General features: G+C 69.8%; 15 protein-coding genes. 7 read left to right on the plus strand and 8 right to left on the minus strand.

The genetic code is table 11. The features are described 5' to 3' along the window. The coding region (locus IEY81_RS15945; protein WP_189119471.1) for a cation:dicarboxylate symporter family transporter at positions 1–958 on the minus strand (958 nt) is incomplete at its 3' end. A 133-nt stretch (positions 959–1,091) separates the two neighbouring features. Between IEY81_RS15945 and IEY81_RS15950 the strand changes: the two genes are divergently transcribed. Both IEY81_RS15950 and IEY81_RS15955 read left to right on the plus strand, forming a co-directional pair. Beyond that, positions 1,092–2,696, plus strand: coding sequence for a sensor histidine kinase (locus tag IEY81_RS15950; RefSeq protein WP_229787912.1), 1,605 nt, complete (start codon positions 1,092–1,094; stop codon positions 2,694–2,696). Then, on the plus strand, positions 2,693–3,385 hold the full coding sequence (locus IEY81_RS15955) for a response regulator (protein WP_189119473.1): 693 nt from the start codon (positions 2,693–2,695) through the stop codon (positions 3,383–3,385). Before IEY81_RS15950 ends, IEY81_RS15955 begins: the two co-directional genes overlap by 4 nt. Before the next feature lie 12 nt (positions 3,386–3,397). Here the strand turns inward: IEY81_RS15955 and IEY81_RS15960 are convergent, their stop codons facing one another. Next, positions 3,398–4,753: a cation:dicarboxylate symporter family transporter gene (locus tag IEY81_RS15960; protein WP_189119474.1), complete on the minus strand. Its 1,356-nt coding sequence runs from the start codon at positions 4,751–4,753 to the stop codon at positions 3,398–3,400. A gap of 157 nt (positions 4,754–4,910) precedes the next feature. Between IEY81_RS15960 and IEY81_RS15965 the strand changes: the two genes are divergently transcribed. Continuing rightward, a complete protein-coding gene (locus tag IEY81_RS15965; RefSeq protein ID WP_189119475.1) occupies positions 4,911–5,651 on the plus strand; it encodes a class I SAM-dependent DNA methyltransferase in 741 nt (246 codons plus the stop codon). 58 nt (positions 5,652–5,709) lie between these two features. On the opposite strand, the gene IEY81_RS15970 is transcribed toward IEY81_RS15965, so the two are convergent. From IEY81_RS15970 to IEY81_RS15985, 4 genes are read right to left on the minus strand one after another with little or no spacing between them, the layout of a single operon-like run. Next, positions 5,710–5,997 carry an MmcQ/YjbR family DNA-binding protein gene (locus IEY81_RS15970; RefSeq protein WP_189119476.1) on the minus strand — a complete coding sequence of 96 codons (288 nt, stop codon included), beginning with the start codon at positions 5,995–5,997 and terminating at the stop codon, positions 5,710–5,712. After that, entirely contained in the window at positions 5,984–6,283 is a 300-nt protein-coding gene (locus IEY81_RS15975; RefSeq protein WP_189119477.1) for a hypothetical protein, read from the minus strand. Before IEY81_RS15975 ends, IEY81_RS15970 begins: the two co-directional genes overlap by 14 nt. Before the next feature lie 21 nt (positions 6,284–6,304). Further along, positions 6,305–6,841 carry a GNAT family N-acetyltransferase gene (locus IEY81_RS15980; RefSeq protein ID WP_189119478.1) on the minus strand — a complete coding sequence of 179 codons (537 nt, stop codon included), beginning with the start codon at positions 6,839–6,841 and terminating at the stop codon, positions 6,305–6,307. Between the two features lie 4 nt (positions 6,842–6,845). Beyond that, the gene (locus IEY81_RS15985; RefSeq protein ID WP_189119479.1) at positions 6,846–8,303 is read right to left on the minus strand and encodes a glycine hydroxymethyltransferase; all 1,458 of its coding nucleotides are present in this window, start codon (positions 8,301–8,303) and stop codon (positions 6,846–6,848) included. A gap of 468 nt (positions 8,304–8,771) precedes the next feature. Here IEY81_RS15985 and IEY81_RS15990 point away from each other — a divergent pair, with 468 nt between their 5' ends. From IEY81_RS15990 to IEY81_RS16005, 4 genes are all read left to right on the plus strand, one after another. Then, a complete protein-coding gene (locus tag IEY81_RS15990; RefSeq protein WP_189119480.1) occupies positions 8,772–10,496 on the plus strand; it encodes a nitrite/sulfite reductase in 1,725 nt (574 codons plus the stop codon). After that, positions 10,493–10,678 carry a hypothetical protein gene (locus tag IEY81_RS15995; RefSeq protein WP_189119481.1) on the plus strand — a complete coding sequence of 62 codons (186 nt, stop codon included), beginning with the start codon at positions 10,493–10,495 and terminating at the stop codon, positions 10,676–10,678. The genes IEY81_RS15990 and IEY81_RS15995 overlap by 4 nt, the downstream gene beginning before the upstream one ends. Beyond that, positions 10,675–11,418, plus strand: a complete 744-nt coding sequence (locus tag IEY81_RS16000; protein ID WP_189119482.1) for a phosphoadenylyl-sulfate reductase — start codon at positions 10,675–10,677, stop codon at positions 11,416–11,418. Before IEY81_RS15995 ends, IEY81_RS16000 begins: the two co-directional genes overlap by 4 nt. A gap of 107 nt (positions 11,419–11,525) precedes the next feature. After that, positions 11,526–12,269: a sirohydrochlorin chelatase gene (locus IEY81_RS16005; RefSeq protein WP_189119483.1), complete on the plus strand. Its 744-nt coding sequence runs from the start codon at positions 11,526–11,528 to the stop codon at positions 12,267–12,269. A gap of 146 nt (positions 12,270–12,415) precedes the next feature. Here IEY81_RS16005 and IEY81_RS16010 read toward each other — a convergent pair whose 3' ends face one another. Both IEY81_RS16010 and IEY81_RS16015 read right to left on the minus strand, forming a co-directional pair. After that, positions 12,416–12,826 (minus strand): DUF3037 domain-containing protein, encoded by a 411-nt coding sequence (locus tag IEY81_RS16010; protein ID WP_189119484.1) that lies wholly within the window; start codon positions 12,824–12,826, stop codon positions 12,416–12,418. Next, complete coding sequence (locus tag IEY81_RS16015) at positions 12,826–13,608, minus strand: HipA family kinase (RefSeq protein WP_189119485.1); 783 nt, start codon at positions 13,606–13,608, stop codon at positions 12,826–12,828. The genes IEY81_RS16010 and IEY81_RS16015 overlap by 1 nt, the downstream gene beginning before the upstream one ends. Between the last annotated feature and the right edge of the window lie 50 nt (positions 13,609–13,658).

Here is a 13,658-nt window from a genome sequence, read left to right on the forward strand (position 1 = left end):
AGGCCATCGTCAGGTAGATCGCGGTGCCGTCGAGGTTGAACGAGTAGCCGGTCGGCACCACGACACCTACGGTCGCCTTCTCGACACCGGCGTGCTCCATCTTCGCGATCAGCCGCGGGAGCGCGGACTCCGAGGAGCTGGTGGAGAGGATGAGGAGGAACTCGCGGGCGAGATACTTCAGCAGCTTGAAGATGTTGACGCCGGTGGCCAGCTTGAGGATCGCGCCGAGGACGACGAAGACGAACAGCGCGCAGGTGATGTAGAAGGCGATCATGATGACGGCGAGGCTCTTCAGGGCGTCGACGCCGGTCTCGCCGACGACGCCGGCGATGGCACCGAAGGCGCCGACCGGGGCGGCCCACATGATCATCGCCAGCACGCGGAAGACCAGCTTCTGGAGCCAGGTGATCGCGTTGAGGATCGGCTTGCCCGACTCCCCCATCCGCTGCAGCGCGAAGCCGACGAGCAGCGCGACCAGCAGCGTCTGCAGCACGACGCCCGAGGTGAGCGCCGAGAAGAGCGAGGTCGGGATGATGCTCAGCAGGAAGTCGACGGTGCTTGCGTGACCCTCGGCGGCGGCGTCCTGGCCGGCCGAGGAGGCGGTCGAGTCGATCTGCAGGCCGGTGCCCGGGTCGATGAGGTTGCCGACGACGACACCGATCGCGAGGGCGACCGTGGACATCACGATGAAGTAGCCGAGCGCGAGGCCACCGACCTTGCCGACCTTGGCGGCGTTGGCGACCGACCCGACGCCGATGACGAGGGTGCAGAAGATGATCGGCTGGATCATCATCTTGATCAGGTTCACGAACGCCGTGCCGATCGGCTTCAGCTCCACCGCGAAGCCCGGTGCGACCAGCCCCACCAGGATGCCGAGCACCACCGCGCCGATGACCGCGATGTAGAGATAGTGGGTGCGGTCCTTCCTCGGCTGCGTAACGCTGGTTGTCGTACTCATCGTTCCTCCTGGTTCGGTGTGCTTCCGGCCCCCGGCATGGCGACCGCGGCCACTCTTCAGCAGGAAGTGATGGCCGTCACTGTTGTGTTCGTTGTGTTCGTCGGCCGTCTTCGCCGTGGTCCAGAATGAGGAGGTGCCTCACCTCCGTCTGCCCCGCCCGCGCGTCCTGCGCGACCGCCCGGTGGCGCAGCAGGTGCTCCTCCTCCAGTTCGGCACGGTGCTGCTGCTCGTCGTCACCGGCATCCTGATGGCCACCTACGACGCCCGGCGCGACTCCTACAGCCGCGCGACCCAGCGAGCGGTGGCGGTGGCCCAGACCGTGGCCGACGCCCCCACCGTCCGTGAGGCGCTGCGCACCCAGGACCCGACGGCGAGGCTCCAGCCGTGGACCGAGGAGGTACGCGCCGACACCGACACCGACTTCGTCGTGGTGATGCAGCTGGACCGCACCCGCTTCACCCACACCGACCCGCGGCAGATCGGTGGCAAGTTCGTCGGCGACCTCGGCGGCGCGCCGGACGGCGAGGTCTTCACCCAGCAGTACACCGGGACGCTCGGTCCGTCGGTCCGCTCGGTCGTGCCGGTCGAGGACGACGGCGAGGTGGTCGCGCTCGTCTCGGTCGGCATCACGGTCAGCGACATCAACCGCGGGCTCGTCCGGGACGTACGCATCGTGCTGCTGTGCGGGGCGTTCGTGCTGGTCGCCGGGCTGGCCGGTGCCTGGCTGCTGAGTCGGCGCCTGCACCGGCTCACCCATGGTCTGGGCGAGCGCGAGCTGGCGCGGATGTACGAGTACTACTCCGCCGTCCTCCGGTCCGTCCGCGAGGGGCTGCTGCTGCTCGACGGCGAGGGACGGGTCCAGCTGGTCAACGACGAGGCCCGCCGGCTGCTGGGGCTCCCCGAGGACGTCGCCGGCACCCGGATCGAGGATCTCGACCTGGCGCCGGGGCTGGTCGCCGCCGCCCGCGGCCGCACCGCCGAGTCCGACGACCTCTACCTCGCCGGCGAGCGGATCCTGCTGGTCTCCTCGGCACCCGCGCGCTGGGACGGCCGTGACGTCGGCTCCGTGGTGACCCTGCGCGACCATACCGAGCTGCGCTCGGTGACCGGTGAGCTCGAGGTCGTACGCCGCCTCACCGAGTCGCTGCGCTCGCAGAACCACGAGGCGGCCAACCGGCTGCACACGGTCGTGTCCCTCATCGAGATGGGCCGGACCGAGGAGGCGGTCGAGTTCGCCACCGAGGAGCTGCAGGTCGCCCAACTGCTGACCGACCAGGTCGTCGGCGCGGTGGACGATCCGATCGTGGCCGCGCTGCTGCTCGGCAAGTCGGCCGAGGCGGCCGAGCAGGGCGTGGACCTCCGCATCGTCGGCGAGCTGCCGCCCGGCACCGGTATCGCGCCGCGCGACCTGGTCACGGTGCTGGGCAACCTCGTCGACAACGCCTTCGACGCCGTCTCCGGTCTCGAGCCGCGACAGGTCGAGGTGCAGCTCACCGGCGACGAGCGGACCCTCACGATCCGCGTCGGTGACAGCGGCCCGGGCGTCGACGACGCCTCCTCCGCGCGCGTCCTCGACCGAGGCTGGACGACCAAGGCCGAGCCCGGCACCGGCCGCGGGCTCGGCCTCGCGCTGGTCGGCCAGGTGGCCCGCCGCCACGGCGGCGAGGTCGTCGTCGGCCGCTCTCACCTCGGCGGGGCCGAGCTGACGGTCACCCTGGCCACGGAGGTGGTCGGATGAGCGTCCGGGTGCTGGTCGTCGAGGACGAGGCGCTCGCGGCCGAGGCCCATGCTGCGTACGTCGGGAGGGTCTCGGGCTTCGTGCTGGCCGGGATCGCGCGGTCGGCGCGGGAGACGGTCCGGGCGCTCGACGCGGCTCGCGACGCGGGCGCGCCGGTCGACCTGATCCTGCTCGACATGAACCTGCCCGACGGGCACGGGCTCGGGCTGCTCAGCAGGCTGCGCGCAGCCGGGCACCTGTGCGACGTGATCGCGGTGACCGCGGCCCGGGACACCAAGGTGGTGCGGCAGGCGGTGGGGCAGGGTGTCGTGCTCTACCTGCTCAAGCCGTTCACCTTCGCGACCTTCCGGTCTAAGCTGGAGCAGTACGCCGACTACCGCGCCCGGCTGGAGGCGGCCCCCGAGGAGGTCGTCCAGGACGAGGTCGACCAGCTCCTCGGGTCGCTGCGGCCGACCGGGAACGCGCCGCTGCCGAAGGGCATGAGCGCGGAGACGCTGCGAGCCGTGACGGCGGCGCTGCGCGAAGCCGATCAAGAGCTCTCTGCGAGCGAGGTGGCTGCGGTGGTGGGGGCCTCGCGGGTGACCGCGCGGCGCTATCTCGAGCATCTCGCCGACACGGGCCAGGCCGCTCGCGGGGTCCGTTACGGTCCCAGCGGCGGCCGGCCCGAGGTCAGCTACTCCTGGCTCTGAGGCCTCGGTCTCTCAGACGGAGGCCTTCTCGCCCGCCGCGGGCGGTGGCGTGGCGTGGTCGTCGACCATCCTGGTCTCGTCGAACGGCTCCTGACCGGCCAGGACGCGGTCGAGCTGGTCGCGGTCGACGGTCTTGGTCCAGTGGCCCACCAGCACCGTGGCGACCGAGTTGCCGGCGAAGTTGGTCAGCGCGCGCGCCTCCGACATGAACCGGTCGATGCCCACGATCAGACCGACACCGTCGACCATCTCCGGACGGTGCGACTGCAGACCGCCCGCGAGGGTCGCCAGACCGGCACCGGTCACGCCCGCGGCGCCCTTGGAGGCGATCATCATGAACAGCAGCAGACCGACCTGCTCACCGATGCTCAGCGGGTCGCCCATCGCGTCCGCGATGAAGATCGAGGCCATCGTCAGGTAGATCGCGGTGCCGTCGAGGTTGAACGAGTAGCCCGTCGGGACCACCACACCGACCGTGGCCTGGTCGACGCCTGCGTGCTCCATCTTCGCGATCAGCCGCGGCAGCGCCGACTCGCTCGAGGACGTCGAGAGAATCAGCAGGAACTCGCGCGCCAGGTACTTCAGCAGCTTGAACAGGTTGACCCCGGTGGCCAGCTTCAGCAGCGTCCCGAGGACGACGAAGATGAACAGCACGCAGGTGATGTAGAAGGCGACCATGATCACCGCCAGGCTCTTCAGCGCGTCCAGTCCGGTCTCGCCGACGACGCCGGCGATCGCACCGAAGGCGCCGACCGGGGCGGCCCACATGATCATCGCCAGCACCCGGAAGATCAGCTTCTGCGCCCAGACGATGACGTTCAGGATCGGTTTGCCGGTCTCCCCCATCCGCTGCAGCGCGAAGCCGATGAGCAGGGCGACCAGCAGGGTCTGCAGCACCTCACCCGAGGTGAGCGCGGAGAAGAGGCTGGTGGGGATGATGCCGAGCAGGAAGTCGATGGTGCTCGCGTGACCCTCCGCGGCCGCGTCCTGGCCGGCCTGCGAGGACTCGGTGTCGATGTGGAGGCCGCTGCCCGGGTCGATCACGTTGCCGACGACCATGCCGATGCCCAGCGCGACCGTGGACATCACGATGAAGTAGAGCAGCGCCAGGCCACCGACCTTGCCGACCTTCGCGGCGCTGGCGACCGAGCCGACGCCGATGACCAGGGTGCAGATGATGATCGGCTGGATCATCATCTTGATCAGGTTCACGAACGCCGTGCCGATCGGCTTGAGCTCCACCGCGAAGCCCGGAGCGATCAGTCCGACCAGGATGCCGAGCACCACCGCGGCGATCACCGCGAGATAGAGATAGTGGGTCCGGTCCTTCTTCTGTGGTGCTGCCGGACTGGCGGCTGTATCTGCCATGGTGGGCTCCTCGAGGCGGTGTGGGGGTGACCTGGGTCACTATCTCGCCTCGACCCGTCCCTCGCCAGCGTCCCACGCCCGGAGCCACCGATCGGCGGCTCACCCGTTCCTCAAAATCATTCGCACCCGCGTTCCCCGCCGGGCAGAGTCGATGTCCATGACGAGCAGCGACGTGTGGACCCGCGATACCGCAGAGCGTTACGACGACCCGGACGACTGGGTCAACTCACCCGAGGTCACCACACCGGTGGCCCGCTTCCTGGCCGAGGTCGCCGACGGCGGCCCCGCGCTCGAGCTCGCCATCGGCACGGGCCGGATCGGCGAACCTCTGCATGATCTGGGGGTGCCCGTCACCGGCATCGAGCTCTCCCAGCCGATGGTCGACGTGCTGCGGCGCAAGGTATCCGAGGACGAGCTCCCGGTCGTCGTCGGTGACATGGCCACCGTCGAGGCGCCCGGAGCGGGGAGCTTCTCGCTCGTCTACCTGGTCTACAACACGATCGGCAACCTGCGTACGCAGGACGAGCAGGTCGCCTGCTTCGCCAACGCCGCGCGCCACCTCGCCCCGGGTGGACGTTTCGTGGTCGAGGTCGGCGTCCCAGGGCTGCGACGGCTGCCCCCGGGAAGCCCGGCCATCCCCTTCGACGTCTCCGACGCCCACCTCGGCTTCGACACCTACGACCTGGTCACCCAGCAGGCGATCTCCCACCACTACACCCGCGAGGAGGACGGCCGCTACCGCTACAGCCAGCACAACTTCCGCTTCACCTGGCCCTCCGAGCTCGACCTGATGGCCCGGCTCGCCGGGATGACACCCGAGGCGAGGTACGCCGGCTGGAACCGCTCCGAGTTCACGAGCGAGTCGACGAGCCACGTGTCGGTGTGGCGAAAGGGATAGCGCTGGATCAGCGCATCATGTTCGAGCTCAAGATGCTGCTCGCCTGATCCATCTGGGTTCAGCGCTGGAACTCCCAGGCGAGCCGGATCGCCTCGCGGACAGCGTCGGGGTCGGCGCGGTCGAGGTAGACCTCGACCTTGTGGTGGGCCTCCAGGCGGGGCGGGACGCCGAAGGAGTCCGGCCAGCGCTCGATCAGCTCCTCGCGGCGGTCGAGCGGGACCCGGACGAGCAGGGTCGTCGGGTCGACGAGCCTGGTGACCAGGCGGTCGTGAACGTACCAGCCGCGCGGCTTGTGACGGCACCCCTCGAGGGTCGCCACGAAGGCGTCGACCTCAGCGGGTGTCATGCCCCGGAGCGTACGCCGCCTGCCATCGTGACGCCGCCACCTTCGCCGCCTCGCCGACGAGCTCGTTGAGCTCAGGACAGTCCGGGACCGCGAAGGAGGTGTAGGCGCCGCGACCGCCGTCGACCGGGCGGCCGTAGGCCTTCGTCGCGAGGCGGCCGTCGGGCAGGAGCCGTACGTTGAGCGTCGTCAGCCGGAAGGTTACCTCTCGCCTGACGTCCGTCCACTGCAGCTCGTCGGGGACGGCGACGTTGATCGCCAGGGCACTGACCTCGACAGAGTTGGTCACGGACCCAGCCTAGGGCCGTCGTCAGGTGAGGCGCATGGCCATCTTGGACTCGGTGCGCGGGTCGCCCTCGGGGAAGGGCTGGGTGTCACCGGTGGGCTCGAAGCCGATGCGCTCGTAGAGGCGCCGGCCGGACTCGTTGCCGTCGACGACCCACAGGGTCAGGACGGTGGCGCCGTCGCGGCGGGCCCAGTCGGCGACACCGTGGACCAGGGCCTCGGCGAGGCCGTGGCCGCGGGCGTCGGGGGCCAGCCACATCGAGATCATGTGGTGCTCACCGTCGAGGATGATCCCGGCCGCGAGGCCGGACGGCTTCTCGCCGACCCAGGCGATGACCGCGGCACCGGAGGCTGCCCAGAGCTTCCAGCGCTCGTCGGGCCAGGCCGCGACCTCTTCGTAGGAGTCCCAGTAGGCCTCGGGGGTGTCCTGGAGGGCGGCGAGGCGCACCTGCTTGAGCGCCTCCCACTCCTCCTCGACGACGACGCGTACCGCCGCCGTCGGGACCGCCTTCTCAGGGGTCCCGACGCCGGGCAGCGAGCTTGGCCGCTTCGGAGCACTCACGAGATCAGGCGAGATCCAGGCCGGGGTACAGCGGGAACTTCGCGAGCAGCTCCGCCGCGGCGGCCTTCGTGTTGTCGGCGACGCCGTCCTCGACGGCGTAGGAGGCCTTGGACGGGCCGCCGGCCTTGGTGGTGCCGGGGGTCGTCTTGGAGAGGACGTCGACGATGAGCTCGGCGACGCGGTCGAACTCGTCGGCACCGAAGCCGCGGGTGGTCAGGGCCGGGGTGCCGAGACGGATGCCCGAGGTGTACCAGGCGCCGTTGGGGTCGGCCGGGACCGAGTTGCGGTTGGTGACCACACCGGAGTCGAGCAGCGCCGACTCCGCCTGGCGGCCGGTAAGGCCGAAGGAGGTCACGTCGAGGAGGACGAGGTGGTTGTCGGTGCCACCGGTGACGAGCTTGGCGCCGCGCTTGAGGAAGCCCTCGGCGAGCGACTTGGCGTTGTCGGCGACCTGCTGGGCGTAGGTCTGGAAGCTCTCCTGCTTCGCCTCGGCGAAGGCGACGGCCTTCGCGGCCATGACGTGGGAGAGCGGGCCGCCGAGGACCATCGGGCAACCGCGGTCGACGCTCGGGGCGTACTCCTCGGTGGCGAGGATGAAGCCACCGCGCGGGCCGCGCAGCGACTTGTGAGAGGTCGAGGTGACGACGTGGGCGTAGGGAACCGGGTTCTCCTCGCCGGTGAACACCTTGCCGGCGACCAGGCCGGCGAAGTGGGCCATGTCGACCATCAGGGTGGCGCCGACCTCGTCGGCGATCTCGCGCATCTTGGCGAAGTTCACCCGGCGCGGGTAGGCGGAGTAGCCGGCCACGATGATCAGCGGCTGGAACTCGCGTGCCTTGGCGCGCAGCGCGTCATAGTCGAGCAGCCCGGTCTCCGGGTCGGTGCCGTACTGGTTCTGGTGGAACATCTTGCCCGAGATGTTCGGCCGGAAGCCGTGGGTGAGGTGGCCGCCGGCGTCGAGCGACATGCCGAGCAGGCGCTGGTTGCCGAGCTCGGCGCGCAGGGTCTCCCAGTCGGCCTCGGAGAGCTCGTTCATGTTCTTGACGGCCATCTTCTCCAGCCATGGGCCCTCGACCCGGTGGGCGAGGATGGCCCAGTAGGCGGTGAGGTTGGCGTCGATGCCGGAGTGGGGCTGCACGTAGGCGTACTCGGCACCGAAGAGCTCACGGGCGTGCTCGGCGGCGATCGTCTCGACGGTGTCGACGTTCTGGCAGCCGGCGTAGAAGCGGTGGCCGACGGTGCCCTCGGCGTACTTGTCGGAGAACCAGGTGCCCATCGTCATCAGCGTGGCGGGGCTGGCGTAGTTCTCGCTCGCGATCAGCTTGAGGCTGGCGCGCTGGTCGGCCAGCTCCTGCTTGGTCGCCTCGGCGATGCGGGGCTCCACGGAGGCGATGACCTCGAGGGCTTGGTTATAGGCGGAACTCACGGTGCCTGAATTTGCCGGGGCAGACAGATCGCTCATGGGCCACAGCGTAGTCAGCCCCGCGGAGGAGAGCAGCATCGTGGTCACTCGGTGAGTTGCGTACGTCCTCTATCACCGCTCCGCGGAATGGCAGAGCGCCCGACGCGGTTGAGAGACCGTGACCAGATGGTGACCTCGGCCACATCGCCCGCGCGACTGAGCGGGAACGTCCCATCATGCGGACGAACGTCTCGTATATCGGGATTCCAGATTGCGTGATGATCGTCCGCTCCCTGAGACTCCTTGACATGGTCACTGCTGCAACACATGCGCACCTCGTGGTTCGACGCCACGTGGACTATTGCCGCATCCGCAGCTCGATCTGTTGGCGCCACTGACGCCCAGCGCTCCGCAATTTCCACCCGCGTCGAGCCGCTGGCCCGCTGCCCGACAGACATCCCGGGCGCTCGCCGCGAGCACGTCCCTGCTCCGCCGCGCGTCCACGACCGACGCAAAGGTTTCTCTGACATGAGCGACAACCGGTTCCAGGCCAAGCGCGCCACCCGGACCGAGATCCCCCGACCCAAGAAGGGCGAGGGTCAGTGGGCCCTCGGCTACACCGAGCCGCTGAACAAGAACGAGGAGTCGAAGAAGAACGACGACCCGCTCAACGTTCGGGACCGGATCCTCTACACCTACTCCAAGCGGGGCTTCGACTCGATCGACCCGGCCGACATGCGCGGCCGCTTCCGCTGGTTCGGTCTCTACACGCAGCGCAAGCCCGGCATCGACGGCGGCAAGACCGCGATCCTCGACGAGGAGGAGCTCGACGACCGCTACTTCATGATGCGGGTCCGCTCCGACGGCAAGCTCCTCTCCCCCGCCGCGGTGCGCACGCTCGGCCAGATCGGCGTCGACTTCGCCCGCAACACCGCCGACATCACCGACCGGCAGAACATCCAGTACCACTGGATCGACATCGAGAACGTCCCGGAGATCTGGTCGCGCCTGGAGGAGGTCGGGCTCCACTCGACCGAGGCCTGCGGTGACTCGCCGCGTCCGTTCCTCGGCTCCCCGGTCGCCGGCGTCGCCGCCGACGAGATCATCGACGGCACCTCGGCGCTGCGCGAGATCGAGTCCCGCTACCTGGGCGACCCGGCCTTCTCGAACTTCCCGCGCAAGTTCAAGACCGCTCTCACCGGCCACCCCTCGCACGACGTGGCCCCCGAGATCAACGACGTCGCCTTCGTCGGCACGGTCCACCCCGAGCACGGCCCCGGCTTCGACGTCTGGGTCGGCGGCGGTCTGTCCACCAATCCGCGCCTGGCCGAGAAGCTCGGTGTGTGGGTGCCGCTCGACGAGGTCGCCGACGTGTGGGCCGGCGTCGCCGGCATCTTCCGCGACTACGGCTACCGCCGGCTGCGCTCGCGGGCGCGGCTGAAGTTCCTGGTCGCCGACTGGGGCAAGGAGAAGTTCCGCGAGGTCCTCGAGAACGAGTACCTCGAGCGGCCGCTCGTCTCCAACCCCTCCCCCGAGTCGCCGCTGGGTCACCGCGACCACGTCGGCATCCACGACCAGAAGGACGGGAAGAAGTACGTCGGGGTCGCCCCGATCGCCGGCCGGATCTCCGGCACCCACCTGGTCGAGCTCGCCGAGGTCATGGACCGGTTCGGCGTCGAGGGAGCTCGGCTCACTCCGTACCAGAAGATCGTGCTGATCGGGGTCGCTCCCGAGGTCGTCGAGGACTTGGTCCCCGAGCTGGACCGGATCGGTTTCTCCGCCCGGCCCTCCAACTGGCGCCAGAACACGATGGCCTGCACCGGCATCGAGTTCTGCAAGCTCGCGATCGTGGACACCAAGGACCGGGCTCGTGACCTGGTCGCCTCGCTCGAGTCGCGGTTCCCCGACCTGGACGCCTCCATCACCGTCAACGTCAACGGCTGCCCCAACGCCTGCGCGCGCACCCAGGTCGGCGACATCGGGCTCAAGGGCCAGCTCGTCCTCGACGAGGACGGCAACCAGGTCGAGGGCTTCCAGGTGCATCTGGGCGGAGCGACCGGGCTGACCGCCAACTTCGGGCGCAAGCTGCGCGCCCACAAGGTCACCTCGGCCGGGCTGGACGACTACATCTCGGCGCTGGTGGTCAACTACCTCGCCGACCGCGAGGAGGGCGAGACCTTCTCGGCCTGGACCGCGCGGGCCGACGACGTCCTCCTGCGTGGAGAAAAGGTCCTGAGCGAGGTGCCCGCATGAGCGAGCGCGCCGGAACGCCTTTCCACTGCCCCTTCTGCGGCGAGACCGACCTGTGGCCCCACGAGGCCGCGCACGGGTCCTGGGAGTGCCGTGGCTGCCTGCGGGCATTCCAGCTGAAGTCGCTGGGCCAGATCTCCAGGAACCACACCTCTCGGGCCACCACGAAGGAGGCGCACGCATGAGCATCAGCACAGCAGCCGCCCGGGCGAACCGCGCGGTCGACACCGAGGGACGTACCCCCGAGGAGCTGCGCGAGATCGTCTCCCACTGGGGCGCCGAGCTCGAGCTGGCCCCGGCCGAGACCATCATCGAGTGGGCCGCCGCCACCTTCGGCGAGCGCTTCGCGATCACCTCCTCGATGGGTGACGCGGTCCTGGCCCACCTGGCCTCCAAGGTCGTGCCCGGGGTCGACGTGGTCTTCCTCGACACCGGCTACCACTTCATCGAGACGATCGGCACCCGCGACGCGGTCGCGGCGACGATGCCGGTCAATCTCCTCACGATCACCCCGACGCAGAGCGTGGCCGAGCAGGACGCGGAGTACGGCAAGGACCTCTACCGGACCGACCCCGACCTGTGCTGCGCGCTGCGCAAGGTGAAGCCCCTGGCCGACTCGCTGGCCTCCTACGACGCCTGGGCCACCGGCCTGCGTCGTGCGGAGACCAAGAACCGGGTCATCGCCCCGGTGATCGGCTGGGACGCAAAACGTCAGAAGGTCAAGGTCTCGCCGATGGCGCGATGGTCCGACGAGCAGGTAGAGCGATACATCGAGGACAACGGAGTGCTCGTGAACCCGCTCGTCTATGACGGCTATCCCTCCATCGGCTGCGCGCCGTGCACCCGCCGGGTCGCCCCCGGCGAGGACCCGCGCAGCGGGCGATGGGCCGGCACCGGCAAGACCGAGTGCGGCATCCACGCCTGAACAGGCCGCTCGACGGGCACTGGAGCCCGTAGGGCACGAGACCGCCCGTAGGGCGCGAACAGACACAGACTTTCGACTTTCCCAGCAACACCCGAAGGATGATGACAATGGCAGCTCCCGCACTGGTAGCCCTGGCTCACGGCAGCCGCGATCCGCAGTCGGCCGCGACGATCAACGCCCTGGTCGCCGAGGTACGCGCCCTCCGCCCCGACCTGCGCATCGAGTCCGCTTTCCTCGACCACTCCCGGCCGCGTTTCCAGACCGTCATCGACAAGCTCGTCAAGGCCGGCCACGACGAGATCGTGGTCGTGCCGCTCCTCCTCACCGAGGCGTTCCACGCCCGCGTGGACGTGCCCTCGGTGATCGCCGAGGCGACCGAGCGCCACCCCGGCCTGCGCATCCACACCAGTTCGATCCTCGGCCTCGAGAGCGTCTTCCTGCAGGTGCTCGACGAGCGGCTGCGCGCGTCGCTGAAGGCCGCGCGGGTGCGCGAACTCGACGCCCTGGTGCTGGCCGCAGCCGGCTCCTCGGACTCGCTCGCCAACCAGTCGGTGGCCCGTCTGGCCCGGATCTGGGGTGCCCACCACAAGCTGCCGGTCGTGGCTGCGTACGCCTCGGCCGCTCCGCCGGCCACCGGTGAGGCCGTGCGCGCCTTCCGCGCCGAGGGTCGCCGCCACATCGCTGTCGGCATGCTCTTCCTGGCTCCCGGCCAGCTGCCCGACCGCGCCAAGGAGCTCGCCCTCGAGGCCGGAGCCGTCGCGGTCAGCGACCCGATGGGCGCCCACCCCGAGGTGGCCCGCACCATCCTGGCCCGCTACGCCGTCGGTGCTGTCGAGCTCGTTCCGGTCTGAGCCGCCCTCGCTGGTCGAGCCGCGAGCGCCAGCGAGCGCGTCGAGACCAACACAGTCTCATCGAGCACGTAGGGGACCGTGTTGGTCTCGACACGCCTCCGCCTGGCGGCTCCGGCGGCTCGACCGACAAAGGGAAGCGTCGAGCGTCAGCCGACCTGGTGGGCGAAGATGCGGTCGAGCTCGGCGGTGGCGTCGGTGGTGACCCCACCGTGGACCGGGCCGGGCTGGAGGACGGTGCTCTTGGGGGCCTTCAGCAGCCCGAAGCGAGCCGACTCGTTGTCAGAGAGGGCTCGCACTCCGTACGCGGTGGCGCGGATGCCCACGCCGAAGCCGGAGTGGGCGTCGCCGGCGCAGATCAGGTCCACCGACTCCAGCGCGGCCCGCACCAGGGACAGGTCGAGGCCGGGGGCGAAGGTGGCCAGGCGCTGCTCGTCGAGGGACCACTTGGCGGCGAGGAACTTCTGCTCGGGGCAGAAGAGCACGACGCCGACGTTGAGGAACTCCTCGCGCTCGGGGCGGGGTACGCAGCGGAGCACGACGTACTGATAGGCGTCCATCACGCCTCCTGAGCGGGCTCGGCCGCCGGCAGCCACGGGCGCTCGCCGGCGAGGCGGGCGCGGAGGAACGAGACGTAGCGCTCCCGCAGCGACTCCGGGGTCTCGTAGCCCGGGACGGGCTCGAGCCACTCGTCGGGTACGTCGGCGAGCACCTTCGTGAGCGTCGCCTCGTCGAGCCGGGCGGCGAGGTCGTCGCTCTGGGCGAGCGCCTCGGCGGCGTAGGGGCGAAGAACGTGCTCGGAGGTGTCGTAGGGCTGCGCCGCGTAGCGCGCCGGGTCGCCGCCGCCACCGGGCCAGACGTGGTGGAAGTAGAGCGAGGCGCCGTGGTCGATGACGTAGAGCGCGCCGTTCCACAGCAGCATGTTGGGGTTGCGCCAGGAGCGGTCGACGTTGGCGATCAGCGCGTCGAGCCACAGGATCCGACCGGCCAGCGCCGGGTCGGGCGAGTAGGCGGCGTCGTAGCCGAAGGCACCGGCGAGGAAGTCGATGCCGAGGTTGAGCCCGGGGCTCGCGTTGAGGAGGTCCTGGACCTCCTCGTCGGCCTCGTAGCGGGCGATCTCCGGGTCGAGGTCGAGCACGACCTGGTCGGGGGTCGGGATGTCGAGCGCGCGGCACAGGCCGGTGACGATCACCTCCGCGACCAGCACCCGCAGACCCTGCCCGGCGCCACGGAACTTGCAGACATAGGTGCCGAGATCCTCGGCCTCCACGATCCCGGGCAGGCTGCCGCCCTCCCGGAGCGGGGTGACGTACCTCGTCACCCGCACCGTCTCCAGACTCACGCGGCCACCTCCGTAGCGCAGGCGGCAGAATACGGACGTGGCCGCGTGTT

Source organism: Nocardioides luteus (genome assembly GCF_014648595.1).
GTDB classification, from domain to species: Bacteria; Actinomycetota; Actinomycetes; order Propionibacteriales; family Nocardioidaceae; genus Nocardioides; species Nocardioides luteus.

Coding starts and splice junctions, on each gene's coding strand:
- IEY81_RS15955 (WP_189119473.1), top strand. CDS start 2,693: ATGAGCGTCCGGGTGCTGGTCGTCGAGGACGAGGCGCTCGCGGCCGAG.
- IEY81_RS15960 (WP_189119474.1), bottom strand. CDS start 4,753: ATGGCAGATACAGCCGCCAGTCCGGCAGCACCACAGAAGAAGGACCGG.
- IEY81_RS15965 (WP_189119475.1), top strand. CDS start 4,911: ATGACGAGCAGCGACGTGTGGACCCGCGATACCGCAGAGCGTTACGAC.
- IEY81_RS15970 (WP_189119476.1), bottom strand. CDS start 5,997: ATGACACCCGCTGAGGTCGACGCCTTCGTGGCGACCCTCGAGGGGTGC.
- IEY81_RS15985 (WP_189119479.1), bottom strand. CDS start 8,303: ATGAGCGATCTGTCTGCCCCGGCAAATTCAGGCACCGTGAGTTCCGCC.
- IEY81_RS15990 (WP_189119480.1), top strand. CDS start 8,772: ATGAGCGACAACCGGTTCCAGGCCAAGCGCGCCACCCGGACCGAGATC.
- IEY81_RS15995 (WP_189119481.1), top strand. CDS start 10,493: ATGAGCGAGCGCGCCGGAACGCCTTTCCACTGCCCCTTCTGCGGCGAG.
- IEY81_RS16000 (WP_189119482.1), top strand. CDS start 10,675: ATGAGCATCAGCACAGCAGCCGCCCGGGCGAACCGCGCGGTCGACACC.
- IEY81_RS16005 (WP_189119483.1), top strand. CDS start 11,526: ATGGCAGCTCCCGCACTGGTAGCCCTGGCTCACGGCAGCCGCGATCCG.
- IEY81_RS16010 (WP_189119484.1), bottom strand. CDS start 12,826: ATGGACGCCTATCAGTACGTCGTGCTCCGCTGCGTACCCCGCCCCGAG.